Source organism: Kordiimonas sp. (genome assembly GCF_048260245.1).
GTDB lineage: Bacteria > Pseudomonadota > Alphaproteobacteria > Sphingomonadales > Kordiimonadaceae > Kordiimonas.
In genome coordinates, this window is record NZ_JBLXGZ010000003.1 from 48,478 (window position 1) to 75,062 (window position 26,585).

24 protein-coding genes are annotated in these 26,585 nt (G+C 57.5%); 11 read left to right on the plus strand and 13 right to left on the minus strand.

Annotated elements, in window-relative coordinates:
* The first annotated feature begins 257 nt into the window (after positions 1–257).
* From ACN0VM_RS02700 to ACN0VM_RS02715, 4 genes are all read left to right on the plus strand, one after another.
* A complete protein-coding gene (locus ACN0VM_RS02700; protein WP_417449299.1) occupies positions 258–1,538 on the plus strand; it encodes a PQQ-dependent sugar dehydrogenase in 1,281 nt (426 codons plus the stop codon).
* Positions 1,525–1,935: a c-type cytochrome gene (locus ACN0VM_RS02705; RefSeq protein ID WP_417449300.1), complete on the plus strand. Its 411-nt coding sequence runs from the start codon at positions 1,525–1,527 to the stop codon at positions 1,933–1,935. Before ACN0VM_RS02700 ends, ACN0VM_RS02705 begins: the two co-directional genes overlap by 14 nt.
* Positions 1,877–3,913, plus strand: coding sequence for a TonB-dependent receptor (locus ACN0VM_RS02710; RefSeq protein ID WP_417449301.1), 2,037 nt, complete (start codon positions 1,877–1,879; stop codon positions 3,911–3,913). The genes ACN0VM_RS02705 and ACN0VM_RS02710 overlap by 59 nt, the downstream gene beginning before the upstream one ends.
* Positions 3,914–4,007: 94 nt before the next feature.
* On the plus strand, positions 4,008–4,286 hold the full coding sequence (locus ACN0VM_RS02715; RefSeq protein ID WP_417449302.1) for a hypothetical protein: 279 nt from the start codon (positions 4,008–4,010) through the stop codon (positions 4,284–4,286).
* Positions 4,287–4,356: 70 nt separating this feature from the next.
* On the opposite strand, the gene ACN0VM_RS02720 is transcribed toward ACN0VM_RS02715, so the two are convergent.
* The 3 genes from ACN0VM_RS02720 to ACN0VM_RS02730 form a co-directional block, all read right to left on the minus strand.
* Positions 4,357–4,953 (minus strand): methyltransferase family protein, encoded by a 597-nt coding sequence (locus tag ACN0VM_RS02720; RefSeq protein ID WP_417449303.1) that lies wholly within the window; start codon positions 4,951–4,953, stop codon positions 4,357–4,359.
* Positions 4,954–5,042: 89 nt separating this feature from the next.
* On the minus strand, positions 5,043–6,293 hold the full coding sequence (locus tag ACN0VM_RS02725) for a serine hydrolase domain-containing protein (RefSeq protein WP_417449304.1): 1,251 nt from the start codon (positions 6,291–6,293) through the stop codon (positions 5,043–5,045).
* A 106-nt stretch (positions 6,294–6,399) separates the two neighbouring features.
* Complete coding sequence (locus ACN0VM_RS02730; RefSeq protein WP_417449305.1) at positions 6,400–7,323, minus strand: fatty acid desaturase family protein; 924 nt, start codon at positions 7,321–7,323, stop codon at positions 6,400–6,402.
* A 222-nt stretch (positions 7,324–7,545) separates the two neighbouring features.
* On the opposite strand from ACN0VM_RS02730, the gene ACN0VM_RS02735 reads away from it, so the two are divergent.
* Positions 7,546–9,435: an alpha/beta hydrolase family protein gene (locus ACN0VM_RS02735; RefSeq protein ID WP_417449306.1), complete on the plus strand. Its 1,890-nt coding sequence runs from the start codon at positions 7,546–7,548 to the stop codon at positions 9,433–9,435.
* A gap of 171 nt (positions 9,436–9,606) precedes the next feature.
* Positions 9,607–11,151 carry a peptide MFS transporter gene (locus ACN0VM_RS02740; protein WP_417449307.1) on the plus strand — a complete coding sequence of 515 codons (1,545 nt, stop codon included), beginning with the start codon at positions 9,607–9,609 and terminating at the stop codon, positions 11,149–11,151.
* 69 nt (positions 11,152–11,220) lie between these two features.
* Here the strand turns inward: ACN0VM_RS02740 and ACN0VM_RS02745 are convergent, their stop codons facing one another.
* Positions 11,221–12,021 (minus strand): substrate-binding periplasmic protein, encoded by an 801-nt coding sequence (locus ACN0VM_RS02745; RefSeq protein WP_417449308.1) that lies wholly within the window; start codon positions 12,019–12,021, stop codon positions 11,221–11,223.
* Between the two features lie 115 nt (positions 12,022–12,136).
* Positions 12,137–12,583 (minus strand): MarR family winged helix-turn-helix transcriptional regulator, encoded by a 447-nt coding sequence (locus tag ACN0VM_RS02750; RefSeq protein ID WP_417449309.1) that lies wholly within the window; start codon positions 12,581–12,583, stop codon positions 12,137–12,139.
* Positions 12,584–12,721: 138 nt separating this feature from the next.
* Here ACN0VM_RS02750 and ACN0VM_RS02755 point away from each other — a divergent pair, with 138 nt between their 5' ends.
* Entirely contained in the window at positions 12,722–13,171 is a 450-nt protein-coding gene (locus ACN0VM_RS02755) for a VOC family protein (protein ID WP_417449310.1), read from the plus strand.
* Between the two features lie 28 nt (positions 13,172–13,199).
* Here the strand turns inward: ACN0VM_RS02755 and ACN0VM_RS02760 are convergent, their stop codons facing one another.
* Positions 13,200–13,925: a hypothetical protein gene (locus tag ACN0VM_RS02760; RefSeq protein ID WP_417449311.1), complete on the minus strand. Its 726-nt coding sequence runs from the start codon at positions 13,923–13,925 to the stop codon at positions 13,200–13,202.
* A 208-nt stretch (positions 13,926–14,133) separates the two neighbouring features.
* On the opposite strand from ACN0VM_RS02760, the gene ACN0VM_RS02765 reads away from it, so the two are divergent.
* Positions 14,134–15,570, plus strand: a complete 1,437-nt coding sequence (locus tag ACN0VM_RS02765) for an amidohydrolase (protein WP_417449312.1) — start codon at positions 14,134–14,136, stop codon at positions 15,568–15,570.
* A complete protein-coding gene (locus tag ACN0VM_RS02770) occupies positions 15,567–16,838 on the plus strand; it encodes an amidohydrolase family protein (RefSeq protein WP_417449313.1) in 1,272 nt (423 codons plus the stop codon). Before ACN0VM_RS02765 ends, ACN0VM_RS02770 begins: the two co-directional genes overlap by 4 nt.
* 54 nt (positions 16,839–16,892) lie before the next feature.
* Here ACN0VM_RS02770 and ACN0VM_RS02775 read toward each other — a convergent pair whose 3' ends face one another.
* Positions 16,893–17,624 (minus strand): ABC transporter permease, encoded by a 732-nt coding sequence (locus ACN0VM_RS02775; RefSeq protein WP_417449314.1) that lies wholly within the window; start codon positions 17,622–17,624, stop codon positions 16,893–16,895.
* A complete protein-coding gene (locus tag ACN0VM_RS02780; RefSeq protein ID WP_417449315.1) occupies positions 17,621–18,220 on the minus strand; it encodes a ferric reductase-like transmembrane domain-containing protein in 600 nt (199 codons plus the stop codon). The genes ACN0VM_RS02775 and ACN0VM_RS02780 overlap by 4 nt, the downstream gene beginning before the upstream one ends.
* Positions 18,221–18,309: 89 nt before the next feature.
* Between ACN0VM_RS02780 and ACN0VM_RS02785 the strand changes: the two genes are divergently transcribed.
* The gene (locus ACN0VM_RS02785) at positions 18,310–19,284 is read left to right on the plus strand and encodes a GNAT family N-acetyltransferase (RefSeq protein ID WP_417449316.1); all 975 of its coding nucleotides are present in this window, start codon (positions 18,310–18,312) and stop codon (positions 19,282–19,284) included.
* 233 nt (positions 19,285–19,517) lie between these two features.
* Entirely contained in the window at positions 19,518–20,000 is a 483-nt protein-coding gene (locus ACN0VM_RS02790; RefSeq protein WP_417449317.1) for a hypothetical protein, read from the plus strand.
* Positions 20,001–20,019: 19 nt separating this feature from the next.
* Here ACN0VM_RS02790 and ACN0VM_RS02795 read toward each other — a convergent pair whose 3' ends face one another.
* The 5 genes from ACN0VM_RS02795 to ACN0VM_RS02815 all read right to left on the minus strand — a co-directional run bounded on the left by ACN0VM_RS02795 (position 20,020) and on the right by ACN0VM_RS02815 (position 26,580).
* Positions 20,020–20,919 carry a hydrogen peroxide-inducible genes activator gene (locus ACN0VM_RS02795; RefSeq protein WP_417449318.1) on the minus strand — a complete coding sequence of 300 codons (900 nt, stop codon included), beginning with the start codon at positions 20,917–20,919 and terminating at the stop codon, positions 20,020–20,022.
* A 778-nt stretch (positions 20,920–21,697) separates the two neighbouring features.
* A complete protein-coding gene (locus ACN0VM_RS02800; RefSeq protein WP_417449319.1) occupies positions 21,698–22,681 on the minus strand; it encodes a type II secretion system F family protein in 984 nt (327 codons plus the stop codon).
* Positions 22,682–22,683: 2 nt separating this feature from the next.
* Complete coding sequence (locus ACN0VM_RS02805) at positions 22,684–23,673, minus strand: type II secretion system F family protein (RefSeq protein WP_417449320.1); 990 nt, start codon at positions 23,671–23,673, stop codon at positions 22,684–22,686.
* The gene (locus ACN0VM_RS02810) at positions 23,666–25,345 is read right to left on the minus strand and encodes a CpaF family protein (protein WP_417449322.1); all 1,680 of its coding nucleotides are present in this window, start codon (positions 25,343–25,345) and stop codon (positions 23,666–23,668) included. Before ACN0VM_RS02810 ends, ACN0VM_RS02805 begins: the two co-directional genes overlap by 8 nt.
* A 14-nt stretch (positions 25,346–25,359) precedes the next feature.
* A complete protein-coding gene (locus tag ACN0VM_RS02815) occupies positions 25,360–26,580 on the minus strand; it encodes an AAA family ATPase (protein WP_417449323.1) in 1,221 nt (406 codons plus the stop codon).
* Positions 26,581–26,585: the final 5 nt, after the last annotated feature.

Here is a 26,585-nt window from a genome sequence, read left to right on the forward strand (position 1 = left end):
AAAAATCCAAGTTTAAAAATTTAAACAGCGAAAGCTTGAAACGGTGCGAACTCCCCGTTTCCTCTCGCCCCCAAACGGCTGCCTAAAGCCTCTATGAACCAAGACTATGGGCACAGCGTATAAAAGACCATAGAAAATTTACGCGTTTTTACAAAAGCTTAGCTAACGTCTTAGGTGTCCCTTGTTCACTTTCTTGTTGGTTTGCACGCGGGCGCACATGGGGTATAGCTGAGGCAAAGATTTTTGGGAGACGGTTGATGAAACGGCAATTTCTGGCGATTTTAATGGCGGGAGCAGCCTTGGCGGCCCCGGTGCATGCGGACATTGAAGGCGTGGCTGATGAGGCTGCCATTCCTGAGGATACCGGTGTTAAGTTGGCGCCGGGTTTTCGCGCAACGGTATTTGCCGACGGCATCGGGGCCGCCCGGCATATGGCGGTCAGCGACAGTGGCTGGGTCTATGTTGCGTTGATGAAATCGCAGGATGGTTTTGGCGCCGTGGCGCTCCATGACAGCGACGGTGACGGCAAGGCGGATGAGACCGTGCCATTTGCCAAGGGCATGACAGGCACGGGCATGGGTATTGATGGCGGCTACCTTTATTATGCACAAGATGAGCGCGTTGTGCGCTGGCCGTTGCCCGACAACGGTGCACCTGAGGGGTTGGCAGAGGTTATCGTTGACGGTTTCCCCAACAAGCGCCAGCATTCCGCCAAGCCCTTCACCTTTGACGGCGCGGGCCACCTTTACGTGAACATTGGCGCGCCGTCGAATGCCTGTATGGAGAAAATGCGTACCAAGGGCTCGCCCGGTATGGACCCTTGCCCTATTCTGGAAGAATATGGTGGCGTCTGGCGCTTTGACGCAAACAAGCCCGGTCAAACGCAGGCTGACGGTGTGCGCTATGCAACGGGAATCCGCAACGCGATGGCGATCGACTGGAATCCGCACGCGGGTGCGCTTTATATCGCGCAGCACGGGCGCGATCAGTTGCACAGTTTTTTCCCTGAAATGTACACAGAACAGCAAAGCGCCGAACTGCCAGCGGAGGAATTCCACCGGGTGGATGAGGGCGCGGACATTGGCTGGCCCTATAGTTATGGGGACCCGGATATCGAGGGTCGGGTGGTGATGCCGGAATATGGCGGCGACGGCAAAAAAACGTCTGAGCGTGGGCAGGAACCGCTCATCGCCTTCCCGGCACACTGGGCGCCGAACGATCTGTTGTTCCCGCGCACCGATGCGCTGCCTGAGGCCATGCGCACAGGCGCCTTCATTGCTTTCCACGGGTCTTGGAACCGCGCACCAAAACCGCAGGCCGGGTACCGCGTTGTCTTTGTTCCAATGGATGAGACCGGCGCTGTTGCAAGTGACTGGATTACGTTTGCAGACGGATTTGCAGGCGCTGGCCCAATCATGAGCCCACGCAATGCCAAACACCGGCCGACGGGGCTGGCTGAGGGTGCGGACGGCGCGATTTATATCTCCAGCCTGATGTCAGGCGGCCGCGTGTGGAAGGTGGTTTATGACGGTAAATAAAGTGACGGCGGCCTTGGCCGCCCTTGCCTTGTCCTGCGCAGTTACTGCACAAGATGAGGGCGCCGATGGTGGCACCGGGCAAGCGCTTTATGAAGCCAACTGCGCGGCCTGCCACCAGTATGACGGCGGCGGTGTGCCAATGATGCAGCCCGAGCTGATCCTGAGCGAGCGGGCAAACGGCGACATTGGCGGGGTGATTGATATGATCCTGCTGGGTAGTGCTGCCGTGCCTTCGGACACCAGTGAATTTTCCAATGAAATGCCCGCCTTTGATTATCTATCCGATGAAGATATTGCGCTGATTGCATCTTATGTCCGTACCCATTTTGAAAATACCGGTGGCGCTGTTACTGCTGACGATGTGCGCGACCGCCGCGCAAGCCACGCAGGACAGTGAACCCGCCAGCGCTGGCTGGCAGGAAATTCCCGTTGTGGAAAAACGCCTGCCATCAGAAGCTGTTGGTCAGAAAACGCTGACGCTTGACGCAGATGCGGCGCCGGGCTTCCGGCTGGATACGGCACTTGCGTCTGTGCCGGGCGTTACGCTTTTCCGTCGCGCCGACAGCCTGACAGGCCACCCGACCACACAGGGCCTTTCCATGCGCGGTGTGGGCGCCAGCGCGGCGGGCCGTGTGCTTGTCACGCTTGATGGTGTGCCCATGGGCGACCCGTTTGGTGGTTGGGTTTACTGGTCGTCGCTTGATGCATTCGAACTCGCAGACATAACAGTCAGGTCCGGCGGCAGCGCAGGCGCTTACGGCGCGCAGGCGCTGGCTGGTGTGGTGGATATTCGCAGCCGCGCTATCCGTAGCATGCGTGCGGGCGTTGAGGGCTGGTTTGGGGCGGATGACAGCTTTAGTGTCAAGGGCCGGGCGGGTCTTGACCTTGGCGATACGGACCTTGCCTTGGCTGGCGGGCATTTTCAAACGGATGGCGATTATCTGCTGGGGTCCGCTGATCGTGGTGCGGTTGATGCGCGTGCCACCAGCGATGCCTCGTTCGCCAGCATGAAGCTGGAGCATGATTTTGGCACCCTGTCCGCCCGTGGTGCGTTGCGCTATTTCAGGGAAGAGCGCGTAAATGGTCTCGCACTCGCTACCAATGAAACGGAGGCGGTGGATGCCTCGCTCACGCTGTCTGGCGGCGTTGGCGACGGAAATTGGGAGGTGGTCAGCTACTACCGTACCCGCGATTTCGCCAATGTATTTGCATCCGCGCGCGACGAACGCACCACCGAACTTGCCGTGCTGGACCAGTATGATGTGCCCGCGTGGGGCGCTGGCATGCTGGCCCGCCTTCAGTTTGAAGCTTTTGAATTTGGCGTCGATGGCCGCCGCATGAGCGGCGAGACGAATGAACGCTTCCGCAATCTGGGCGCCGGGTTCACCCGTGCGCGCACAGCAGGCGGCGACCAGTGGACGCTGGGCGCATATGGTGAGGGTGAGTTTGAACTGGGGAGCGCCAAAGTTTCAGCCACTCTTCGGCTGGACCGCTGGCGCAGCTATAATGGCTTACGCGCCGGTAGCGATATCGCCACCGGCGCGGTGTTGCGCGATGATGATGTGGCGACCAAAAGCGGCTGGCAGCCTTCCGCGCGCCTAGGTGCGGAGGTGCCGCTTACGGGCGCCATTGACCTGCGTGCAGCAGCATATCGCAGTTGGCGTCTGCCCACGCTCAATGAGTATTACCGGCCTTTCCGCGTGGTGAATGACATTACTGAGGCGAACCCTGATCTGGTGCCCGAAAAGCTTTATGGCCTTGAGGTTGGCGTGGACTATGAACCGCTGAATAGCTTCCGCGCCTCCTTAACCTATTACCGCAACTGGCTTCAGGACGGGGTGGGCAATGTGACCATTGGTTATGGCCCTGCCTTTTTCCCGCTTGGCGGGTTTGTGCCCGAGGGCGGCGTTTTGCGCCAGCGCGCCAATATCGACGCGAGCGTCACCGACGGCTTTGAGCTTGAAGCCACGCTTGACCTGCAACCCGGCTGGACCTTGGGCGCGCGCTACCAATATGCCCGCGCGCGCATCACGGCGTTTGATGCCGGGCCTGAACTTGTGGGCAACCGTCCAGTGCAGACACCAAAGCATGGGCTGAAGCTCTCGCTCGGCTATGATGCGGGTGGGCCGCTCACCCTGGTGACGGCAATGCGGTATGCCTCCGGCCAATATGATGACGACCTGAACACGCGCAAGCTGGCAGGCATCGTCACCTTTGACGCCAGAGTTGGCTACAGGCTGAGCGATGGCATCAGCCTGTTAGCAGATATGCGCAACCTGTTTGATGCCAAGGTCGTCTCCGCCTTGACGGCGGACGGTCTGGAGACCATAGCACAGCGCCGTTTCTGGCGCGTGGGCCTTCATGCGGCTTTCTGATTTTTTAGGCTTGCATGGCGGGGCGTGCCCTTGTATCAATTCGATATATAAAAATACCTATAAATATAAACGACGACAGTTGAGGAGATACCCAATGCGAGCAAAAGACGCTCTGATTCTATCCATTTTAAGTGTTGGCCTTGGTGCCTGCTCCATCTCGATTGATGGTGAGGATGCCAGCCATTATTCATCGCGCCAGCATGACTGGGACGGTGGCCGTGCGACAGTAAAACTGCCTGATGGTGAACGGGTGAAATTCGGTTGCCCCAAGGGTGCGTCACTGTTTGTGCGCGACCGCACGGACAAGGGCGGTGAGCTGGTTTATGGCTGCCGCACTGGTGGTGGCGCCGATGTTGAGATTGATATCGACTAGGCGACCAGGCATTGCGCCATATCAGAAGCCGGAGCGCGTTTGCCTCCGGCTTTTTATTGTACCCGGCCGGTCAGATCCAGCGCCGGGTGCGCTGGCAGTAGGCTTCAAAGTCCTGCCCGAAGGCGCCGCACAGGAACGCTTCTTCCGCTTCGATAATCTTTTGCGTAAAAACCCATGTCAGAATAAGCGACAGGAGAGTAAGCGGCCCGGGGGCGACGATCACCGCACCCATAATAAACAGCATGATGCCGACATAAATCGGGTTGCGGGAAAAGCGGTACAGCCCGGTGGTGACAAGGCTTTGGCTTTCCTCCACGCCGGAGGGTATGCCGATGCGCCACGCCTTGCCCATGTCGACCTGGCTGAGGACGGCGACGGCGATGCCAACCGCCATGACGGCCACGCCAAAGTGGGCATAAAGGTTGGGCGCGGTCATCACGAAGCGGTCGAGCCCTGGCACAAACGGCCGCGCAATTAAGTACAGGTCAAGCACGATAGCGACGAACGCCAGTACCGCTTCAGGTCCTGTGCGCTTGCGGCCAAAAAATGCCAGCACTGTCACCCCCTCGGCGCGGCTCAGGTACCAGATGCGGGCAAAACCCCAGACAAGCGCCAGCGCGATCAGCACCAGCGGGCCATAATAGGTGATCAGATCATAGTTGGACATTGGTGGCTCCTCTTAGCCAATTGTACGGCGATTCGCACAAGCGTAAAGCCTGTAGCTACTACAGGCTCAAGAGGAAAATTCCGCCGTCCCTATTTCCTGCCCTGTGCAAATTCGCGCCGGCCGTCCATCTCTCCCACAGCTGCGCTGATGGCCTGGAAGGCGGTAATGATCATGTCCATGTGCAGCTTGTTCGCGGGGTCGTTATAGCCTTTGTTGGCGCTGGTTTTGGCGATGATGGTGCGGGTGGTGGGGTCAACATAGATATATTGGCTGTAAATGCCTGCGGCCATGAAATCACCGTGCGGGTTTGACGGTGTCCACCACTGATAGCCGTAGCCAAAGGGTGTTTCCGAGTTCGGGTTGCCAAAGCCCGCCTCAAGGTGAGGGGCGCTTGGTGTGACCGAGGCGGTCACCCAGTCTGCGGGTACGATCTGCTCACCTTCCCAGTTGCCCTTGTGCAGGTAAAGCCGGCCCATGCGCGCCATGTCGCGCAGGCTGGCCTGCAGGCCACCCATGGCGACTTCCATGCCGTGACCGTCGATCAGGAAATATGCGTCATGCTCCATGCCGACCGGTTGCCAGATTTGTTCCTCAAGAAGCGTGGTCAGTGACTTGCCGGTCACGCGTACCAGCACCATGCCCAGAACATGGGTGTTGACGCTGACATAATCATTGAACGTGCCGGGGACGCGCTCTCGTTCAAGGCTGGCGGCATAACCGTCAAGGCTGGCACCGGTGCCAATGACCATGGACATGCGGTTCACATCTGATGTCAGGTCGCCATAGTCTTCGTTGAAACGGATGCCGGAGGACATGGTCAGGATGTCCCTGAGGCTGACACCGTCATAGCCGGAGCCCTTGAGTTCTGGCAGGTATTTGGTCACATCATCGTTTATGCTTTCAATCTGCCCGTTATCAAGCGCGATACCAAACAGGGCGGAGATGAAACTTTTGGTGACGGAAAACTGGATGTGCTGGTCGTCTGCACTTTCGCCTTGATAATATTCCTCAAACAAAACCTTATTATCACGCACCACAATCAAGCCGGTGGTGCCGGTCTCGACCATCAGGTCTTTGATGGAGCGCTCCTTACCGTCATAAGTATAAATGTCCGGGATGGGTTGCTTGTCATAGGTGAACTGCCATGGTTTGCCGCCTGCGTGCACGGTGGTGGTGTCGAAAAAATCTTTGGTGCGCCGGTAATTTTCGGTGATGTGCTCAAGCTCGTAATAGGACGCCATGCGCGCAAAGGCGCTGCCGTAGGTATAGCCATAGTAGCCGAGCGGCAGCAGAACCAGAATAACAAGGGCAAGTGCCACCCGCTTTGTTGTTTTTGACATGTTTACATCCGTTGTTGGTGTGTCCGGCTATCCTGCCGTGTGTTAGAGCAAGGTCTACACTGCGAAACGGCAGTCGGTCGCCTCGAAAATATTTAGGCTGGAAAAATCAGGCTGCAGCGTTGAGCTTAAGCACATCCCAGTAACCGTGTCTTATCTCCATCACGTCCCCAAATCCACGCTCAAGCATGATGTCGTGAACCTCGCGCAGGCGCCAGCAGGGCACGAAGGGCAGCATGTGGTGCTCAATATGATAATTTACGAAATAGGGTGCGAAAGTCATGCGTTCCCATGCACTCACAAGGGTGGTGCGGCTGTTCTTCAGCGGGTGTGTCAGGTCCGGCATGGTGGAATGTTCGGCGATGTTCCGCACTCGCAGGAAAAGCTGCTGCGTGGTCATCAGCGGAATAAGCCAACACAGCAGGAACAGGTCCAGCCGTCCGGCAAGTGCAAAACCGGTGATGAAAACGGCGTAAAAGATGACGGGGCCGGTGTAGAAGGCTCTTAGCCTCGCCATTCTGCCTTCCCTCTCGCCCCAAATGAAACGAAAAATGCCCACTTGCGTGCGCAGGAATACAATGCCCAATAGGTCGCGCACCACCTTGCGAATCATGCTTTCTTTTGAAACCGGGAACGGGATGTAGAGGAAATTCTCGGGGTCCGCATCGGTGCGGGTAAAGCGGTGGTGCGCCATATGGCGGATGCGATAGTTTTGCATGCGCAGAATCATTGGCCACGCAGCAAACCAGCTTGTCAGCCTCTCATTCATCCAGCGTGTGCGAAACAACATGCCGTGGCTGCCTTCGTGCATGATGATGGCAAGGCCAAGCTGGCGGCTGCCGACAAGGATGGCGCAAACGATAAAGGTCACAAGGTTCGGTAGCAGGGCGTATAGGGCAACCGAAGCCGCGATGACGCCCCAGCAGTGGGCAAGAAGCCATGCGCCCATCATGTCGGAACGCTGCCTGAGCCGGTGCGATTCCTCGCTCGTCAGAATGTCCGACGGTTTGATGTTCTGCCACTGTGTGGACATGAAGCTTCCCTCTCTCCCTCGCTGACCACGTGCCCAAACTGCCCAATTCATCCCCATGAGTTTTGCAGTGTGAATACTGGAACCATTGGTCCATGAATTAAACTAGCCTGTATTTGTCTGTTTTCAAACTGGCGGCTTTCAAACTTGCAGCGCTATCATCAAATGTCGGGGATCGGGTGGTGTAATGTTTGAACTGGATTTTTTGCCTGCTAGAATGAGGGCATGATCTCAGGTCTTGCACGATTGATAGGGCTCTATGCATTGATGATGGTCATGCCGCTGGGGCATGTTCAGGCAGTGGGCGATGCTGCCCTTTTGGAACGACTGGTGCGTGTGCCGAGGTATGCGGCGGTGTCACTGTCGACAGACGGTCACTTCCTGTCTGCCCTGCAGCGCAAAGGCGATGCCGCGCAGCTTATTGTCTGGAACGTGGACGCCGGGTCCGCGGCCGCAGATACACTGCCTTATGTTTACGACGACCTTAGATGGATTTCCTGGGTGGGGAACGGGCGCCTGCTGATCTCGCTCAAGGAAAATGGCCTTGTGTTATATGACGCCCACATCGGGCGCCTGCGTCCGTTGATTGATGGCGCCGGACCACGCCCCGATGAGCTGCCGCCTATTCTATTAAGCGCGCTGCCGGACGACCCCTCCAAGATACTGCTGCAGTGGGAGGATCCGGGCGTAAAGGGCTATCCCGCTGTTTACCGCGTGGATGCCGTCACGGGGGAAAGTGAAAAGGTTATTGGCGGTTGGGCGCCGGTTATCCGCTGGTGGGCGTCGCCCGAGGGTAAGGTGCGGATGGGGGAAGGCTTTGATGGCCGCCGTCAGCTTCTCTTTAGCAGCACAGCGGATGGCGCGTGGCGCAAGATCAGCGATGAGGATTATTTCAACGGCACTGTACGCTCTCTGCTGGCGGTGGAAGCGGGCGGCGCGACGGCGCTTGTGCTTGCGGCCGAGGATGGCGACACACGCGCCTTGTGGCGCTACGACATTAAAAGCGGAAGTTTCATACGTAGGCTCGCGGGGCACGACCGGTTTGATATTGCGTCTGCAATCCTTGATCCGGTGACGGCAATGGCGGTGGGCGCGTCCTATATCGATGATGAGGTGCAAGAAATCATCTGGCAGGATGCTTACCGCGCGCGGCTGGCTGCTGTGTCGTCTGAGGTCGGGGCCGAGGGGTTGACCATGGCAGCTGCGAGCTATGACGGCAGGCGGCTTTTGTACCGGCAATATCTGAAATACGCGCCGCCGCGCTATTACCTTTATGACGCGGAAAGTGAGACCCTTGCGACCATCCCCCATGACGAGGATGAAAACGCCCTGCCAAGGCCCGTCACCAGCGGTGTGTGGATACCCTTACCAAGGCAGCGCGGAGTAATGCATGCGCTGCTTAGCGAACCGGAAGGTGGCCGCACGGGTCGCGCAGTCGTGCTTATCCACGGCGGACCGGTGAAACGCGTAACGGATGGGTATAAGCCGCTGGTAAGCTGGCTGGTGGCCAACGGCTATAGTGTGCTGCAGCCAAATTTTCGCGGTTCAAGCGGGTTTGGTGAGCGCTGGCGCCGCGCGGGTTATGCCGAATGGGGCCATGATATGCAGGCAGATATCCGCACCGCGCTCGAATGGATGGTTGACAAGGGCGTTGCTGACCCGCGCCGGATATGTGCCGTGGGGGGCTCATATGGCGGGTATGCCGCGCTTCTGTCGGCAACGAAGGATGAAGACATTATTGCCTGCGCGGTCAGCCTCAACGGTGTCACGTCATTGCCGCTTCTGATAAATTTTCTTGAGGCCCGGCGCTTCCATGAACTGACGGTGCCGCGCATCAAGGGGCGATTGTCGGAACGTGCGCTCCGGCGCCGGTCGCCGCTCAACAGGGCCGAACTGTTGCAGGTGCCGGTGCTGTTGTTGCATGCCACTAACGACAACAATGTGCCATTCGACCATTCCCGGTTGATGCATGCCTTGCTGACCCGGCTGGAGAAAGAGCATAACTTCATTGTGCTTGACGGCGCGGAGCACCAACTTGTGCGCGTGAACGACAAGCGCATTTATTACCAGAACGCGCTGAATTTCCTTGATGCCCATATCGGCCCGCGTCGGTAAAAACCGGCAGAGAACATATGGTGAAACTGGCGCGGGGGCGCCAATTTTCCTTTCTCAAGCACCGGTTTTGTGGTTTTAAAGATAGGTGAGCCCGCCATAAGGGCCACGGGGAAAGGTCGCCTGCATAAAAAAATAATCAGGCTGCCGAGTATAGAAGATTAAGGGGTGAAGATGTCCGATAATGTCGTTTCGACCGAGGGGTCGCAGGAGCGTGAGCTGCTGGGCCACCCGATAGGGTTGGTGGTGTGTTTTCTGACCGAAATGTGGGAGCGGTTCTCCTACTATGGCATGCGCACAATCCTTGTGCTGTATCTGGTGAAATACCACCTGTTTAGCGCTGAAAAAGCCAGTATGATTTATGGCGCCTATGCCGGTCTCGTATATATGATGCCTATCATTGGCGGCTATATGGCGGACCGTTATCTTGGCAGCCGAAAAGCTGTAACCTATGGCGCTATCCTGCTGGTGCTGGGACATGGTCTGATGGGCTTCCATGGCCCCGCTGCTTTCATGGACGGTGAAACCGTGGTCAGGAATGAGTTTTATCTCAACCTGTTTTTCCTCGCGCTCGCGCTGATTATCGCCGGTGTAGGCTTCCTGAAAGCCAATATCTCCACCATTGTGGGTGCGCTTTATGGCCCGAATGACCCGCGCCGGGACGGTGGTTTCTCCATCTTCTACATGGGTATCAACGTGGGTTCCCTGCTGTCCACAGCGCTTGTTGGCTACGTGGGTGAGGTTTATGGCTGGAACTATGGCTTCGGTCTTGCCGGCATTGGCATGCTGTTTGGTCTTCTGGTTTTCCTGTGGGGCCAGCGCCTGCTGGATGGTCGCGCCGAGCCGCCAAACCCTGCAGAGCTGAAGGAAAAATCACCCATCGGTCTCAACAAGGAATATACCATCTATCTGGGTGGTATCCTGATGGTGGTGGCCAGTTGGATGCTGATGCAGTACCAGACATTTGTGGGTCAGCTTCTTGGCTTCTCCGGCTTTGTGATGATCGGGATTATCCTCTTTTATGCCTTTACCAAATGCACGAAAGTTGAGCGTGACCGTTTGATGGTGGCGTGTTTCCTTATCGCTATCCAGTCGGTGTTTTGGGCACTGTTTGAGCAGCAGGCCGCCAGCCTGACCCTGCTTGCGGACCAGCAGTTCAACCTTGATGTCTTGGGCATGAATGTGCTGGCAAGTCAGGTACAGTTGATGAACCCGCTATTCATCGTGCTATTGGCGCCGGTGATGGCATGGCTTTGGGTGGCGCTTGCCAACAAGAAGCTGGAGCCTTCCACACCTGCAAAATTCGGAATTGCCATGCTGCTTATCGGCCTTGGTTATATCGTTTTCTCATGGGGTATGGCGCTTGATGACAGTTCGAGCAAAAGCTTTATCTGGCTCGTGTTTATCTATCTGTCGCTGACGCTTGCGGAACTGTGCCTCAGTCCGGTTGGCCTGTCGATGGTCACCAAGCTGTCGGTTACCAAGATTGTCGGCATGCTGATGGGAACATGGTTCCTGTTCACCGCACTCGGCAACTATGTGGCCGGCTGGATCAGCTCGCTCACAGGCAGTGGTGGTCACGGCGCGGATTCAGGCATGCTGGATATGGTTGCTACAATGGATGTTTACACGACCATTGGTTACCTGAGCGGTGGTGTCGGTATTTTCATCCTGCTGCTTACCCCTCTGCTCCGGAAGGGCATGCACGGCGTTCACTAGAGCGTTGAACCCGTAAAGAAACTGAAAACCCCTGGTATTGCCGGGGGTTTTTGTTTTGCCTGTTATATTCTAGCGGCGAACTTGCAACAGCGGGGCAAGGTTCTCGGGCGCGTGTTTACTGAACATCGCAGAATAGTCATCAGTGTCGGCAAACCGGCTTATGGCGTCATTGATGGTGGCCACATCGTCCTCGCTGAAGGTTTTTTTGCTGAGCATGAGATAGAGATTGTCGACATTAACCTTAAACGGCAAGGCTTCCAGCCCGTCGTGCAGCCCCTGTTCCCGGCTCAGGTGATTTCCGCTCAACAGGTCGACGATTGCGACATCGACCACACCCGCATCGAGCCAGCGAAAGAGGGTCAGGAAGTCCTGGCTGTTTTGAATGCGGGCGCGAAAAGCGGCGCTGTCAGCGACGGACCTTGTGAAGGCCTCACCATACCAGCCACCCAGGACGACACCAACCTTGTGCTGGCTCGCGGCCAGTTCCACCAGCGATTTGATGTTATGATCCCGCGCATCCGTCTTGCGGACAAAGGCGCCGACCACTTCCCGGCGGATAGGTAGAGAAAAATACGCGCTCGCAGCACGTTCATCTGTCTTGGAAACGCCCGGCATGCCGTCAAGCGTGCCCAGCTTTACATCTCGCAGTCCGCGCTTGAATGGCACTTCGCGCAGCACGTAGTCACAGCCGACGTCACGCATGACCCGGTCAAGGATTTCAGCGTCCAGCCCATAGGCGTGTCCTTGGGCGTCAAATCCGATATAAGGTGGGTAGCTGACCATGCCGAACTTGAGTGTCTTGTTGCACGCTGCATGGCTGGGGGTGGAGAGGCAGATCAGCGCTGCCAACGCTGCAAAAATACAGCGCATTCGTACTGAATGCCAACATTCACCCCGAATCATGTGACGCCACGCAGTTGCCCTATCCATGCTTATGAATACTCTGCTTCGGCCTCCCACTCAAGCGTGTATGGCTGCGCGGCGGCTATGACATCTTCACCAGATTATCGCGCAGACGCTGGGCATCGGATGTGCCAATCAAGCCTTCGGCGCTTTTGTGGGCGCTCTGCCAAGTGGGAAACGCTTCCCTCAGAAGACGTCGTCCCTCATCGGTTAGCGAGAGACAACGGCTGCGTTTGTCGCTGGGGTGGGGGCGCACATGCACCAGGCCGCGGCGCTCCAGCGGCTTGATGTTCGCGGTCAGGGTCGTGCGGTCCATCGCCAGAAGTCTGGCGACAGAGCCGATTGATGGCGCATCCGGACGGTTCAGTGACATCAGGAGCGAAAACTGGCCGCTTGTGAGACCGTGGGGCCTGAGCGCATCGTCAAAATGGCGCGCCATCGCCCGCGCGGCCCGCTGCAAATGCATGCAAAGGCAGTTGTCGCGGACCATGTGGGTAATTTCAAGAGGCAGGAAATCTTCTTTTGACATGAGCTGAGTATGTTGATATCAAGCTTTTTGTCAAGTATGTTGATATCAACATATATTAAGCTGCTGACATGAAAACGGTGGTGGCGGGCCACTTGAAACATCCGAGCCACGACAATGCGAAGGACAGAAGGAAAACAAATGAAACTTAATCCATACTTGAACTTCAACGGTAACTGCCGCGCGGCGATGGAATTTTATCATAAGTGCCTTGGCGGTGAGATTGCGTTTGCCGTGACCTATGCCGACATGCCGCAAAGCGATGACAGCGATGCGCATGGGGGCTGCGCCGTTGAGGTCGACATGGCACAAATGGGTGATATGATGGCCCATATGCGCCTTGAGGCGGGGGAGGTTGTCATTATGGCATCAGACTGCCCACCAGCCGCGTTTGAAGCCGCTGCTGGCACCACCTGCGCGCTGCAGGTGGATAGTGTGGCGGAAGCCGCGCGCATATTTGCCGCGCTGTCCGAGGGCGGGCAGGTTTTCATGCCACTCGGCCCGACCGACTGGGCGGAAGCGTTTGCCATGTTTAAAGACAAGTTCGGCATTCCGTGGATGGTGAACTATGAGGGCAGTAAAGCGGCCTGATGAGCAAATATCAGCGGCGATTTTGCACTTATGGTAATAGCAGGATCTTGCTGAAGCGGTAGATATACAGTGCGCTGCGGTCCTGAATGTCGATCTGGTAAAAGATATCGCTGCCGTCCACATCGCGCCAGTCGCGCAAGACAAAACTCATGGGGTGGGGGCCGTCCGGCTCCTGCACTGTGAGATGAAGGCCCAGTATGGTTTTTTGCCGCTCATCATAAAAATACGTGAGGGTGGCACCAGTCTGGGTCTCGCCGGTTACCTTGAACGCGCGGCGGCCTTCAAAGTCGACCTCCTCAACCTCGGGGTTGATTGTGGCAAGTTCAAGTGCCGGGTATAGCGTGCGGCGGTGAAATTGGTGGCCCCGTACATAGGCGGCCATCTCAGGGGCCAGTTGTTGGACTGTACCGTCCGGCGCGGTGCGGTGGATAACACCATCAGTTTCAGAATATACCGTAGTACCGTCCGGGCGGATCAGCGCAAAACTGGCGTCGCCAGGCCCGTTGCCGGAGGTCTTGCCCCGTACGACTGTTTTGTATGCGGTGTTTCCCGTCGGGTCCTTTACGGTTACAGTCGCGTGTGCCTCGATCGTGCCAAGGTCAGCTTTCAACGCTGACCAGCCGTGGGCCCTGTCGGCGGCGGCAAACAGGGCTTCTGCTGTCGGCAGGTCAGCGGGCTGTGCCCACGCTGCGCTGGTGCTCATGACCATGCTGAGACAAAGCGCTATCGTATAATCGAGTGCTCGTTTTTTCATTAACCGGTCCCACCACCATCATGTGTTCAGAAGAGTATAGCCGCTTCGGCCGGGAAGGAAAGCGCGCTGGCGTAACTGTTGGTCGCGGTTGGTGCACGCTTCGTCGCAGGCAACCTTTGGCATAAGTCTTTTTGATGACTCGGATTAGTTCGGCTGATAGGCTCGCGACGCTAGACGCCTCTTGGGGGCGAAAAAGGGAGAATAATCAATGAGGACGACACGCTCACGGACCCGTTTGGTCCGGCGCGGGTTGGCTGTTGCTGCGATGGGGCTTTCGCTCGCGGCCTGCCAGCCTGGTGGAGAGGAACAGGGCGATTTTGTTGAGATCAACAAAGACCCGTTTCCATCCAGTTACACGCCGCTTGAAAGTGGCACAACCTTCATCACGAACGCGACCGTGCTGGACGGCCTGGGTGGCCGCATCGACGGTGGTTCGGTGCTTGTGGAAGGCGGTAAAATCACTGCTGTCGGCAAGGATATCGCAGCGCCTGAGGGCGCAACGGTTATCGATGCTGGCGGGCGCTGGGTGACGCCCGGCATTATCGACGTGCACAGCCACCTTGGGGTCTACCCAAGCCCGGGCGTGCAGTCGCACTCTGACGGCAACGAAGTAGGTGAGCCGGTAACGGCCGACGCGTGGGTCGAGCATTCAAACTGGCCGCAGGACGGTGGCTTCATTCGTGCTGCCGCAGGTGGCATCACGGCGCTTCAACTTCTTCCGGGCTCTGCCAATCTGGTTGGCGGCCGGTCAGTCACACTCAAGAACGTGCCGGGCCGTGTGGCGCAGGACATGAAGTTCCCCGGCGCGCCTTACGGCATGAAAATGGCGTGCGGCGAAAACCCTAAACGGGTTTACGGCAGCGGCAAAAACAGCCCTGAATTCCGGCCGCACACCCGCATGGGTAACGTAGCGGGCTACCGTCAGGCATGGGCTGACGCGCAGGCTTACCAGCAGGCTTGGGGCAAATACACCCGTGACTATAAGGCCGGGCTTGACGCCACGCCGCCAGCGCGTGACCTGAACCTTGAAACATTGGCCGGTGTGCTGAACGGTGAAATCCTTGTGCATATGCACTGCTACCGTGCGGATGACATGGGCACCATGCTGGATGTGATGAAAGAGTTCGGTTATCAGATCACATCCTTCCAGCATGCGGTTGAAAGCTATAAAATCGCTGACAAATTGGCCGAGAATAACGTGTGCAGCGCCATGTGGGCCGACTGGTACGGCTTCAAGATGGAAGCCTATGACGGCATCCGTGAAAACATCCCGTTTGTTCACAAGGCAGGCGCCTGTGCTATCGTGCACTCGGATGACGCCTACGGCATCCAGCGACTTAATCAGGAAGCTGCCAAGGCACTGGCTGATGGTCGCAAGGCAGGTGTGGATATCTCGAAAGCCGAAGCATGGCAGTGGCTGTCGCTCAATCCGGCCAAGTCTCTTGGTATTGCCGACAAAACCGGCTCGATCGAAGTGGGCAAGGACGCCGACGTTGTGCTGTGGTCCGGTGATCCGTTCAGCGTCTACACCAAGGCTGACATGACCTTCGTTGACGGCGCTGTCACTTTTGACCGCAACGACCCCGCCCGTCAGCCTGTTATGGACTTCGAGCTTGGCCAACCCGGTGAAGGAGACGTGAAATGAGCATCATGAAAACGCTTATGGGCGCTTCCCTTCTCGCGATCACGGCGGTGGGCGCAAGCGCTGAAGATGTCGCCATCACTGGTGGCACAGCCTTCACACAAGGTGGCAAGGGCAAGGTGGAAAACGCCACCGTGCTGATTCATGACGGCAAGGTGCAGTCGGTCACCGCTGGTGGCGACGTGCCTGCGGGTTACCGCACGGTGGATGCCAGCGGCAAGTGGGTAACCACTGGCTTTATGGCCTCCGGCACCAACCTTGGCCTTGTGGAAGTGGGACTGTCGGGCGGCATAAATGATGCCCGCGCGTCTGACGCCAAAAACGGTATCGGTCTTGAGGTTAGCTATGCTTTCAACCCGGCGACCACTTTTATCCCCAATACGCGGATTGAGGGTGTCACACGGGCGCTGACGGGTTTCAGTTCAACCAAAGACATGTGGCGTGGTCAAAGTGCGGTCATTGCACTGGCTGGCGATAATATGATCGTCAAGGAGCATGCGGTGCTTAGCCTTGATATGGATGAAGGCTCGGCATCAAAGAATGGCAACAGCCGTGCTGCACTTTGGGACACTGTCATCACCAAGCTTGAGGAAGCGCGACCAAATGGTGACGACAAGGACGACAAAAAAGACGATGACAAGAAAGACAAGAAGCCTAAATATGACAGCGCCAAAAGCGCGCTTGACCGGCTTTTTGCAGGCGAAATGCCGCTGCTTGTGGAAGTTGAACGCAAGGCCGATATCCTGAACGTTATCAAACTCAAGGAACGCTTTGGCATTGATGTGGTGCTGACGTCGGCTGCCGAGGCCTGGATGGTTGCGGACGAACTTGCCGCCGCCGGTATCCCGGTGGTGCTGAACCCGACGCGGAACCTGGCGGAAGACTTCGACAGCCTTGGTACGACAGGTGCGGCGGCTGCACGCCTTCATGCGGCTGGTGTCAAAGTGGCTTTCCTGCCGCCTGACACCAACAACACCCGCCTTGTGGTGCAAAACGCGGGCAACGCCGTTGCCATGGGTATGCCCTGGGAAGCGGCGGTTGATGCGCTAACAGTCAACCCTGCCGAGATTTTCGGCATTGCTGACAGTTACGGTACGCTTGAAGCTGGCAAAGACGCCGACGTGGTGGTGTGGGACGGTGACCCGCTGGAGCTGATGAGCAGCCCGGACGCGGTGTTCATTCGCGGTGAGGAAGTGCCGCTGGTGAGCCGCCAGACCAAATTGCGCGACCGCTATATCGACCTGCCACGCTCACCCGCTTATGTAAAATAAGCTGACGTGACACGATGAAAAAATGAAGAGCCGGGGCTTGGTGCCTCGGCTTTTTTATGATGCCTTCTTGTCTGTCAAAGTGTCAGCTTTCGATTTCATCAGCAGGAGGAACAGGCTGGCGGAAAGCCCGGCTGAGGCGAACATCATGCACATCACCATGATCTGGTACCGTGCGGCGATAAGCGGTGACACGCCGGAGAGAATTTGCCCCGTCATCATGCCAGGTAGTGAGACAAGCCCCACTGCAAACAGCGAATTGGTGATGGGGATCAGGCTGGCGCGCAAGGCCGTGCCGCGCGCCGAAGCATAATCACCTTTGCTTTTGAACTCAGCCTCGAAGCGCTCGGCCGCAAGGCTTATGCTGTTCATTGACGAAGCGAAAATCATGCCCGCGAGCGGGATCACATAACGTGGCTCAAGCGCGGGGTCGAGCGCGAGCACACCTTGGCTGACAAGGGCAAGGACACTGCCGCCACCCAGTGCGACCGAGGCCAGTGAAAACAGATAAAGCTGCGAGCGTGGCAAACTGCTTGCCCTGAGTGCGACCCAGCTGGCGACCAGCATCATGAAGCCAAGCACCGCGAGCACAACAGCCGGGTGTGACGCCGCAAAAATATAGACCAGCACATAGCCGATCACCGTGAGCTGTAGCAGCATGCGGCCAAAGGCGTACAGGGTTTCATACCCGACAGTTGTCCAGCGTAGAAGAATAAGCATAACAAACACCACCGGCACAAAGGCGAGCATGAGGCCTGTAAGGCTGATCTCGGCGATGCCGTCGGTCATGCGGCTTTTTTCTTGGCTGCCTGCCGGTAGGCAGCGATGCGCAGGCCAAGGGCGACAAGGCCCAGCACGGGTATCCACATATGCACAGGTTCAGGCCCGACGCTGGCCACGCTACCAAGCGATGTCACCATGAAAATCAGCCAAATGTAATAGCTGCCAACCTTGTGCAGCAGTTTCCAGCGCTTTGCCCCCAGCTTTCGCACGGCGGCGTTGTTGGAAGTCAGCGCCATCAGGCCAAGCAGCAGGTAGGCAAATCCGCCGACCATCAGTTCAAGAATGCCGCGCGAGGCATCGGTCAGCGCAAGGTTTGAAAGCACGATAGCACCGTGTGCAAAGTGGATAAGCGCAAAGGAAAGCCCGATATAGCGCCGGTTGCGCATCAGGAACTTTGGCCCCGGCCCCGGTGCTAGCCGCGCGAGGGACGAGGCGGTAAAGGCAAAGAAGAACAGCACAAAGCCCATCTGTGCGGTCGGGCGCATGATATAGGGCAAGGCGGCCACATAGCCGCCAGCCGCATTGACCTGACTGTAGATATAGCCAAACAGGATGAGCGCAACCGGTATGAAGAGCCGTTTTCCTTCAATCCATTTTGCCATGTTTGCCCCTTCCCTGATTGCCTTTGCCCTGAAACACTGGGATAGTTTCACAAAATCCCTGCGCGTCAAAATAAATTGAGAACGAGATAATGACGATAGAACTGCGCCCCATAGCGGACGAGGACATTGAAGCCTATTTCCGCCTCATGAACGATGAGAGTGTCGCTATCATGGCGGGCACTGTGCCCCACCCGGTTACGCTTGAGTGGGCGCGTGACCGCATCGTCACCCGCCGCAAGCAGGAAGAAGAAGGCAGGCTGGCGCAGCGGGGTCTCTACCGTGACGGTGTGTTGGTGGGCGATGTGGCCTATTTCTTCCGCGACGGCGATATCGAGATTGGCTACGCTATCGGCAAGGCGCACCGCGGGCAGGGGCTGGCCACCATTGCAGCCCGACTGGGGGTTGAACTGGTGCGCGATCATGGGCTTGTGGGCCCGATTCACGCCGGGTACGCACAGGACAACCCGGCCTCAGGCCGTGTGCTGGAAAAAGCCGGTTTTATCCATACCGGCGACGGCATGGGCACCTCCTTGGGACGGGGCGGCGATATGCCGCTTTTCAAGACGGTCTACCGCGATGATGTGCGCCTCAGGCCGCACAAGGCAGAAGACTTTGCTGTGCTGTATGACTTTGTCGACGACGAGGCGCTTTACCTTGCCGGGGGTGGTGTGCGGGACGACAGTGCCGACGCCATGCAGGCGCGGATTGAGGATGATGTAGCGAAAGGCGCGCTCTTTAGCGTCATCCAGTATGAGGGCGCGATCGCGGGCTATGTGGCTGCTTTCAGGCGCGAGGACAAGTGGGAAGTCAGTTATTGGTTGGGGCCTGACTATCGCGGTAAAGGCTTGGCGGAACGCGCCCTGAGTGCATGGCTGATGGACGCTCCCATTTTCAAAGGTGGCCTTTATGCGCGGGTGGCAAAGGATCACCTCGCGTCCATCCGAGTGCTGGAGAAATGCGAGTTCGAGCGCGTGGGCGAAGACAGCTATCACTCCCCGTACCGTGACACCGAGGTGGAAGAATGGATATATCAGTCCACTTATGACCGCAGCAACCAATTGTAGGCCAGCGGCTGGCTCGTTTGCTCATTGTCGCATGGCTTGCAGGTGAACCGGACGGTGTTAGCTGCCGTATAGAGGAACAGTACTTCCTGAGTGCAGTTTGCATTCTTCCTCGTGCGCCCTCAGGGCGACTGCCCGCCGTCTGCTGCCTCCTCCTCACCCGCTCAGACGGCGGGTTTTTTTTAAATAAAACCGGAGGTCGAAGCGCTCTGCCTTTGTCCCCAATGGGGGAAACAGTGGAAAGCGACGCCATCACCTTGGGCTGGGGGGTGGTGCCCGCTTTATATGTGCAGGGAGTAAACATGACCGGAGGAGAGCTAAGCGAACGTATTCATCGTTTGCTTCTGTTATTAAATGCGGGGGAGTTATTGCCAGCCTTTCAGGAGTTTTATCAGCCGGAAGCGCGTTTTTATGAAAACAACTATCTGTTTGCTGAAAGCCGCGCGGAAGCATATGAACGCCAGGCCAATTTCATTGATACATGCTCGTATTTCAGCGGAAACGTGGAACTGGTCCATACAGATCTGGGCCGCGGCATTTCGGTGTTTTATAACCGTAGCGACTATGAACACGAAACTTATGGCCGGGGGCATGTCAACGGCGTGCATGTAGGCTATTGGCAAGGACCTGCGATCGCGAGGGAGGAATATTTCTCCGGCGACCGGGTCAGCGAAACACTGGAGTTCTGGCAGCTTGTGGGCCGCGCCGCTCGCCGGTGAGGCGGTGTTTCAGTGCAGGTCAGTGTGGGTGCATTATCTCTTTGATAACGTTGCCCAGCGCCTCAAATGTGGCAGCCCGTGGGTTGGTTTTGCGCCATATAAGGCCAATGGTGCGGGTGGGTATCATGTCTTTGAAGGGCACAACGTCAACGCGCGCATCATCAGCCAAGCCTGCATCAACAGCCATGCCTGGCAACAGCGTAATGCCGTGACCGGCCGCGACCATCTGCACGATGGTATTGAGGCTGGTGCCAGCAAGCTCCCGCCGCGCGCCCCGGCCTAAAAGCTGGCACGCATCAAGGGCATGGTCGCGCAGGCAGTGCCCTTCTTCCAGCAGCATCAGGCGGCTTTCGTCCAGCTCTGATGTGTTGATCCCGTCCTTGGGGGCCTCACCCGCAGGGTAAGCCACCATGAAGCGGTCATGAAACAGCGGCATTTCGGCCACATCACCACAGGCAAAGGGCAGGGCAAAAAGTACAAGGTCCAATTCGCCTGAACGCACAAGGTCACATAGTTCCGCGGATTTATCCTCACGCAGATGAAGCTCAAGGTCCGGCAGCTTTTCGTGAATATGGGGCATGATTTTAGGCAGCAGGAACGGTGCGATCGTAGGAATGGTCCCAAGCCTGACAATTCCTTTGAGCGGATCGTTGGCAGCAGACGCCATGTCTGTCAGGTCATCGACATCGTTGAGAATGACGGTCGCGCGCCTCACAACGTCTTCACCAAGGGCCGTGAACATCACACTGCGCTTGGTGCGTTCCACAAGCTGTGTGCCCAACAGGTTTTCAAGCTCCTGAAGGCCAGCTGAAAGCGTGGACTGTGTGACATGGCAAGCGTCTGCGGCTTTGCCAAAATGGTTTGTCCGGTGCAGTGCCACAAGGTAGCGGAGTTGTTTGAGGGTAGGCGGAAAGCTCATCGATTTAGCCGATCACAAAATGCATTTCTATTTGTTGGATCGATGCTAAGCCAATGGGCATAGTCTGAGCAACAGGAAATACGAGGGGCTGCGCGCTCCTTTGCCGTAAAGCCATTTTCTGTGCTTAAGGCTTGGCCTTTTATCCTGTTCGGCGGTCACCTCCGGGCTATCCGATCCCCCTTTGGAGTGCTGCTCCGGGGGTGGCCTGCCGTTTAAGGGGGATGTCAGCACATAAAAGTTGGCGTTTTAGAATCAGAAAAATTCCGGACGCTGCCTGAATCTCGTCACAATTCAGCTGTCTGGTATGGGCGGTTCCGATATATATCGGGGCCGTCCTTCTGTTTTTACTCGTGTTTTTAGTGCTGGTCTGTGCCGATATCTGCGTCGGAGGTGTGCAACATTTGTGCAGTATATGCGCAGGCGAAAAGGCAAAAAAATGGCCGGGTAAAAACCCGGCCCGAGTCACGACAGCGAGGATAGTGCGGCGGCAGTCACGCACACCGCAATAGGAGTGAGCACAAACGAGTTGTGCCCTCTCGCACCTCTAAGAAACCAAATATCGGCCTCGCGGTCAATGCTTGTCTGATCACATTCCGCCAAATCCCTGTAAAATAGCCAAAAAATGCTGCTGCGGCGCAACAAAATGTATACATTTTACGTCTCATTCACATCAGCCCAGCCGTTCATTGAACATACGTTCATGGTGCCGTGGGGTGATTCGCTACGGTTTGATGACAGGCTGGGGTTTTCCTCAGCCGTCAGGTCTGTGACACCGGGGTCAGCCCTTGCCGATGAAGTCGTCGGCAACCTTGCATGCCGCCGGGCCGATCAGCACGACAAAGAGCGCGGGCAGGATAAAAAGGATGAGCGGCACGGTCAGTGTCGCGGGCAGACGGGCTGCTTTTTCCTCCGCCTTCATCAGCCGTTCGTTCCTGAATTCGGCCGACAGAACGCGCAATGAGGAAGCCAGCGGTGTACCGTAACGTTCGCTTTGGATAAGTGTGGTGACCACGCCCCTGAGGGCGGGCAGGTCCACGCGCTCCGACAGGTTGATAAGCGCCTGGCGCCGCTCTGGCAGGAAGCCAAGCTCAATGGCTGTCAGCGAAAATTCGTCTGCCAGTTCCGTATAGGCACGCCCCAACTCCTTGGCCACCCGGTTAAGCGCGGCATCAAGGGTCAGCCCCGCTTCGGCGCAGACGACCAAGAGATCCAGGGCGTCGGGCAGGCCTTTCCTCAGCGCGTCGGTGCGCTTTTGCTTGATGTTGGCGATGTATATATCCGGCAGCTTAAGGCCAAGGAACACGGCGGCAACGGCATAAATCGGGTGCATGCTTTTGTGGTCAGGCAGAAAGCTCACGCCGTAAAACATGATAACCGCCACAAGCCCCATCAGAAGCGGCAGGGTGAGCCGCGCCACCTGATAGACCACCACCGCGTCGGAGGACCGTAAGCCCGCCTGCATCAGCTTTTGCGAAACCTTGGCCGTTTGCTCCTTCTGCAGCAGCTGGAGCCGCTCCGCCAGCGAACGCATGGCGCTGACACCATCCACCCGTTTGACTGGCGAACGGCGTTTGGAGGTGGTCATCAGCCCGGCCTTGAGCGCGTCGCGCCGGGCCTGAAGGTTTTTTACCCTGCCCTTCATCGGGTCGCGCACGAGCGCCGCCTGATAGACCGCATACATAACCAGTAGCGCCACAAGCCCAGCCGAGAACGACAGTATGTCGACCATGGGAATGCCTATAATGTCTTCGATGGCCTGCATGGCTACACCTCAAACTTGATCATGCGTGACATGATGAAAACACCCAGCATCATCCACACAAGCGCAATGGTGCCTGCCATCATGGCTTTGGGTTCGGTGAACAGGATGATGCCATAGTCATAGTTCATCAGCATGATCACACCCAGCATGACAAATGGTAGTATGCCGACGATCCACGCGCTGGCCTTGGCTTCGGACGACAGCGCCTTTACCTTCAGCTTCATGGCCTGCCGCTGCCTCAGGATATTGGCAAGGTTGCCAAGCGTCTCGCCCAGGTTGCCGCCGGTTTCGCGCTGGACCACAAGCGATATGACAAAAAATTTGAAGTCGGGGGTGTTCAGCCGGTCAGCGGTTTCCCACAGCGCTTCCTCAAGCTGTTTACCAAGCCGCATGGCATCCGTGATGCGGCGAAACTCAAGCCCGGTGGGGGCAGGCAGTTCCTTGCCGACGTTGGCAATACATTCATTAACCGGCAGGCCGGACTTCAGCCCCCGAACCATCAGGTCCATGGCCTCGGGGAACTGTTTGGTGAATTTGTTGGTACGTGCCGTGATCCGGGCAGAGACCCACATGTGCGGCAGGCCAATACCCGCGATGACGCCCAGCGCGAGCGCGAGCACAAGGCTGGCCCCCATGATGAACATGATAACAGCGGTCGTCAGCGCGAGGCCGAGTGCAATGGTGGTATAGCGCGAGAGGTCGGCTTCAAAGCCTGCCTGAGAAAGGCGTTTTTTTACCTGATCCCGCCGCGGCAGCAGTTCTGACAGGCTCGCCGCAAGCCCGGTTTGCTGCTGATTGACGCGAATGGACCGTGCGGCTTCACCCTTCAGGGTGGCTTTATGGTCGAAGCGGGCCTTGAAACGGTCGAGCCGTTGCCGTGTCTCCTTGCGGCCCTTGCTGAGCATATTTGACAGCACAATCAGCGCCAGCAGCACGAGAAAAAGGCCGAAGCCGCCCGCCATCAGGATGACATCAAGGTTCGCGCTAGCCATTCATCGCCTCCATCAGGGCGCGTTCAAGCCCGAAGTATTCCGCCTTTGTGAGGAAATGCGGCCGTACGCCGGTCGAGTTGAAGCTGCCGACAAGACGGCCGCTTTCATCTTCACCCGTGAATTCATATTTGAACAGGTCCTGCGTGGTGATGACGTCGCCTTCCATGCCGACAACCTCGGTCACATGGGTGGTGCGGCGCCCGCCGTCGCGCATGCGCTGAACTTGCACAATAAGGTCAAGCGAGGAAGATATCTGCTCACGGATGGCCTTGGCTGGCAGGTGCAGGCCCGCCATGTTGACCATGTTTTCAAGCCGGGTCAGCGCCTCGCGCGGGCGGTTGGCGTGCACGGTGCCCATGGAACCGTCGTGGCCGGTGTTCATGGCCTGCAGCATGTCGATGGCCTCACCACCCCTGATCTCGCCAAGGATAATGCGGTCGGGGCGCATCCTCAGCGCGTTTTTCACAAGGTCACGCATACCAATTTCGCCCTGGCCCTCAAGGTTTGCCGGGCGGGTCTCAAGGCGCACCACATGCGGCTGCTGCAACTGCAGTTCCGCCGCGTCCTCAATGGTGACGACGCGTTCACCCTTGTCGATCATGCGGGAAAGCGCATTGAGCATGGTGGTCTTGCCTGAGCCCGTGCCGCCGGATATGAGAATGTTCAGGCGGCAGGCGCCCGCGATCTTGAGCAGCTTGGCCAGGGGCGGTGTGATGGAGCCAAACTCCAGCATTTTGTCGAGCGTGATTTTATCCTGCGTGAACTTCCGGATCGAGATGGAAGCCCCGTCAATCGCAAGTGGCGGCGCGATCACGTTGACCCGGCTGCCGTCAGCAAGGCGCGCGTCACAGATGGGCGAGCTTTCGTCCACCCGGCGCCCCACGGCGGTGACGATACGCTGGGCCACATTCATCAGGTGCTGATTGTCGCGGAAATGCACATCGGTCAGGGTCAGTTTGCCCTTTTTCTCAACATAGACCTGCTTCGGGCCGTTGACCATGATGTCGGAGATCGCATCATCCGCCAGCAATGGCTCCAGCGGCCCCAGCCCCAGCATGTCATCCAGCAGAAGGGAGACAAGATCGCGCTGCTCGGTCAGGTTCAGGTTGATCTTTTCCTGCACCAGCAGTTCACCGACAACTTCACCCACCTGATCGGCAAGTTCGGCGCGGGGCAACGCTGACGCGGCGGAGGGGTCGATATGTTCCATCAGCAGAACCTGAATACGGTCCCGCGCTTCAAACAGGGTCTGTTTATTCTGGTCTTTTTTTGCCGGTGCGCTGTCGGTGCTGTCGCCGATCGGGCCGATGGTATCCTCGGCCTCGTTCAGCAGATAGGTCGCGAGGTCCTTTTGCTGTTGCGGGTTCAGGCTTTCTCCTTCTGTGGTCAGGAGATCGGCGATCAGGCTGTCAATTTTCCTGATTACTTCGCCTTTGGTCGCCATGCGCAATTCATCGGCGGTGAAGTGGCTTTTCAGCGCGCCTTCCCCCAGTTCCGCAAGGCGGTCAATGAGATCGGCGGCGGGGCATGCTGCTTGCTCATCAGCGACACTGGCGAGCCTTGCATTCGCGTCTGGCAAGGCCGCTGTAGTACCGCGACCAAAGCCCGCACCGAAGCTGCCTGTCTGGCGCTTTGAGCCCTGTTTACGTTTGCCGAAGCCTGTTGTTTTCATTCCTCAGTCAATCCTTACCGGCTGAAAAATTTGCCAAACCAGGATGGCCCGGCTTTGCCGATGCTGTCGTCCGACGTGACAGTACGGAGCAGGTCCAGATAGGCGGTCGATATCTTGCTGGACGGGGCATCGTCGGCAATGACCGTGCCTTTTTGCGTGGCTGCCATCATCGCCTTCACATCGAAGGGGATTTTGGCATCCACACTGTGTTCGACTGAATTCTCGAAATCTTTTTCGTCAACCTCGTTCGGGACCATGCCCACCTTGCCTGCAGCGAGATATATGTCCGCGCTGGGTGCGATTTGCTTGATGTGTGCAAGCAAACGGATGCAGTCCCGCGCGGCGGTAAGCGAGAAGTCCGTCACCACGACAATATCGGTGGCCGAGCGCAGCACATCGACGTGGGTGCCCAGAAGCTGGCGCGGGACGTCGACAACCACACAATCAAAGTTTTCGCCGAGGGCATCAACAAGTTGCTCAAGCGCACCTTCGGCAGGATCGCTCAGGCCACCGATGGGTGCCTCGCACCCAAGGATGGAGAGATTCTCATGGGGTTTGACCACGGCGCGCTCAAGGAACAGGCCATCAACCCGGCGCGGGTTATCCAGCGCATCCGATAGGCCACGGCCCGGCTCAAGGTCGAACTGCATGGCAGACGTACCAAAAAACAGGTCTAGGTCAAGAAGCGCGGTCTTTTTGCCTTGGCTCGCGAACAGCCACGACATGTTAGCCACCATGGTGCTGGTGCCAAGCCCCCCGCGCACGCCGACACATACCAGTTGGCGGGTGTCGCTTTTGGGCGTGGCCTCCTCGTCCTCGTCCTCCGCATACATGATTTCTTCTGCGCTGCGGATGGCATCGCGCAGGACGTCTGCTGTCAGTGGCTTTACCAGATAATCATGTACACCGGCGTGCAGCAGGTCACGGTATAAAGTGACGTCATTGAGCGTGCCCAGTGCCAGGACCACCGTACCGGGTTCGCATACGTCGGCGAGCGATTGCATGTCCGCGCGCGGGTCTTCACTGTCGGACAGGTCGACAATCAGGAATTCAGGGCAGGGCATGCCGCCCAGCGCCCGCACTGCGGATGCCACCCCGCCCGAGAAGATCATATCCGGGTTCCAGCCACGCTCCGTGATGGTGGGCAACAGAATCTGGGATGACATCTCGTCACAGATGAAGGCGGCGTAGGTCTCGCGCGGGCCAGCGGCTGCTAATTTACTTGTTGCAATCATCACGC

Excerpts from the sequence above, each read along its gene's own strand:
- ACN0VM_RS02755 (WP_417449310.1), top strand. The coding sequence starts at position 12,722 with ATGAAACTTAATCCATACTTGAACTTCAACGGTAACTGCCGCGCGGCG.
- ACN0VM_RS02745 (WP_417449308.1), bottom strand. The coding sequence starts at position 12,021 with ATGCGCTGTATTTTTGCAGCGTTGGCAGCGCTGATCTGCCTCTCCACC.
- ACN0VM_RS02780 (WP_417449315.1), bottom strand. The coding sequence starts at position 18,220 with ATGGCAAAATGGATTGAAGGAAAACGGCTCTTCATACCGGTTGCGCTC.
- ACN0VM_RS02765 (WP_417449312.1), top strand. The coding sequence starts at position 14,134 with ATGAGGACGACACGCTCACGGACCCGTTTGGTCCGGCGCGGGTTGGCT.
- ACN0VM_RS02700 (WP_417449299.1), top strand. The coding sequence starts at position 258 with ATGAAACGGCAATTTCTGGCGATTTTAATGGCGGGAGCAGCCTTGGCG.
- ACN0VM_RS02815 (WP_417449323.1), bottom strand. The coding sequence starts at position 26,580 with ATGATTGCAACAAGTAAATTAGCAGCCGCTGGCCCGCGCGAGACCTAC.
- ACN0VM_RS02750 (WP_417449309.1), bottom strand. The coding sequence starts at position 12,583 with ATGTCAAAAGAAGATTTCCTGCCTCTTGAAATTACCCACATGGTCCGC.
- ACN0VM_RS02740 (WP_417449307.1), top strand. The coding sequence starts at position 9,607 with ATGTCCGATAATGTCGTTTCGACCGAGGGGTCGCAGGAGCGTGAGCTG.
- ACN0VM_RS02715 (WP_417449302.1), top strand. The coding sequence starts at position 4,008 with ATGCGAGCAAAAGACGCTCTGATTCTATCCATTTTAAGTGTTGGCCTT.
- ACN0VM_RS02730 (WP_417449305.1), bottom strand. The coding sequence starts at position 7,323 with ATGTCCACACAGTGGCAGAACATCAAACCGTCGGACATTCTGACGAGC.
- ACN0VM_RS02800 (WP_417449319.1), bottom strand. The coding sequence starts at position 22,681 with ATGCAGGCCATCGAAGACATTATAGGCATTCCCATGGTCGACATACTG.
- ACN0VM_RS02810 (WP_417449322.1), bottom strand. The coding sequence starts at position 25,345 with ATGAAAACAACAGGCTTCGGCAAACGTAAACAGGGCTCAAAGCGCCAG.
- ACN0VM_RS02770 (WP_417449313.1), top strand. The coding sequence starts at position 15,567 with ATGAGCATCATGAAAACGCTTATGGGCGCTTCCCTTCTCGCGATCACG.
- ACN0VM_RS02775 (WP_417449314.1), bottom strand. The coding sequence starts at position 17,624 with ATGACCGACGGCATCGCCGAGATCAGCCTTACAGGCCTCATGCTCGCC.
- ACN0VM_RS02725 (WP_417449304.1), bottom strand. The coding sequence starts at position 6,293 with ATGTCAAAAACAACAAAGCGGGTGGCACTTGCCCTTGTTATTCTGGTT.
- ACN0VM_RS02760 (WP_417449311.1), bottom strand. The coding sequence starts at position 13,925 with ATGAAAAAACGAGCACTCGATTATACGATAGCGCTTTGTCTCAGCATG.
- ACN0VM_RS02735 (WP_417449306.1), top strand. The coding sequence starts at position 7,546 with ATGATCTCAGGTCTTGCACGATTGATAGGGCTCTATGCATTGATGATG.
- ACN0VM_RS02785 (WP_417449316.1), top strand. The coding sequence starts at position 18,310 with ATGACGATAGAACTGCGCCCCATAGCGGACGAGGACATTGAAGCCTAT.
- ACN0VM_RS02720 (WP_417449303.1), bottom strand. The coding sequence starts at position 4,953 with ATGTCCAACTATGATCTGATCACCTATTATGGCCCGCTGGTGCTGATC.
- ACN0VM_RS02795 (WP_417449318.1), bottom strand. The coding sequence starts at position 20,919 with ATGAGCTTTCCGCCTACCCTCAAACAACTCCGCTACCTTGTGGCACTG.
- ACN0VM_RS02805 (WP_417449320.1), bottom strand. The coding sequence starts at position 23,673 with ATGGCTAGCGCGAACCTTGATGTCATCCTGATGGCGGGCGGCTTCGGC.
- ACN0VM_RS02705 (WP_417449300.1), top strand. The coding sequence starts at position 1,525 with ATGACGGTAAATAAAGTGACGGCGGCCTTGGCCGCCCTTGCCTTGTCC.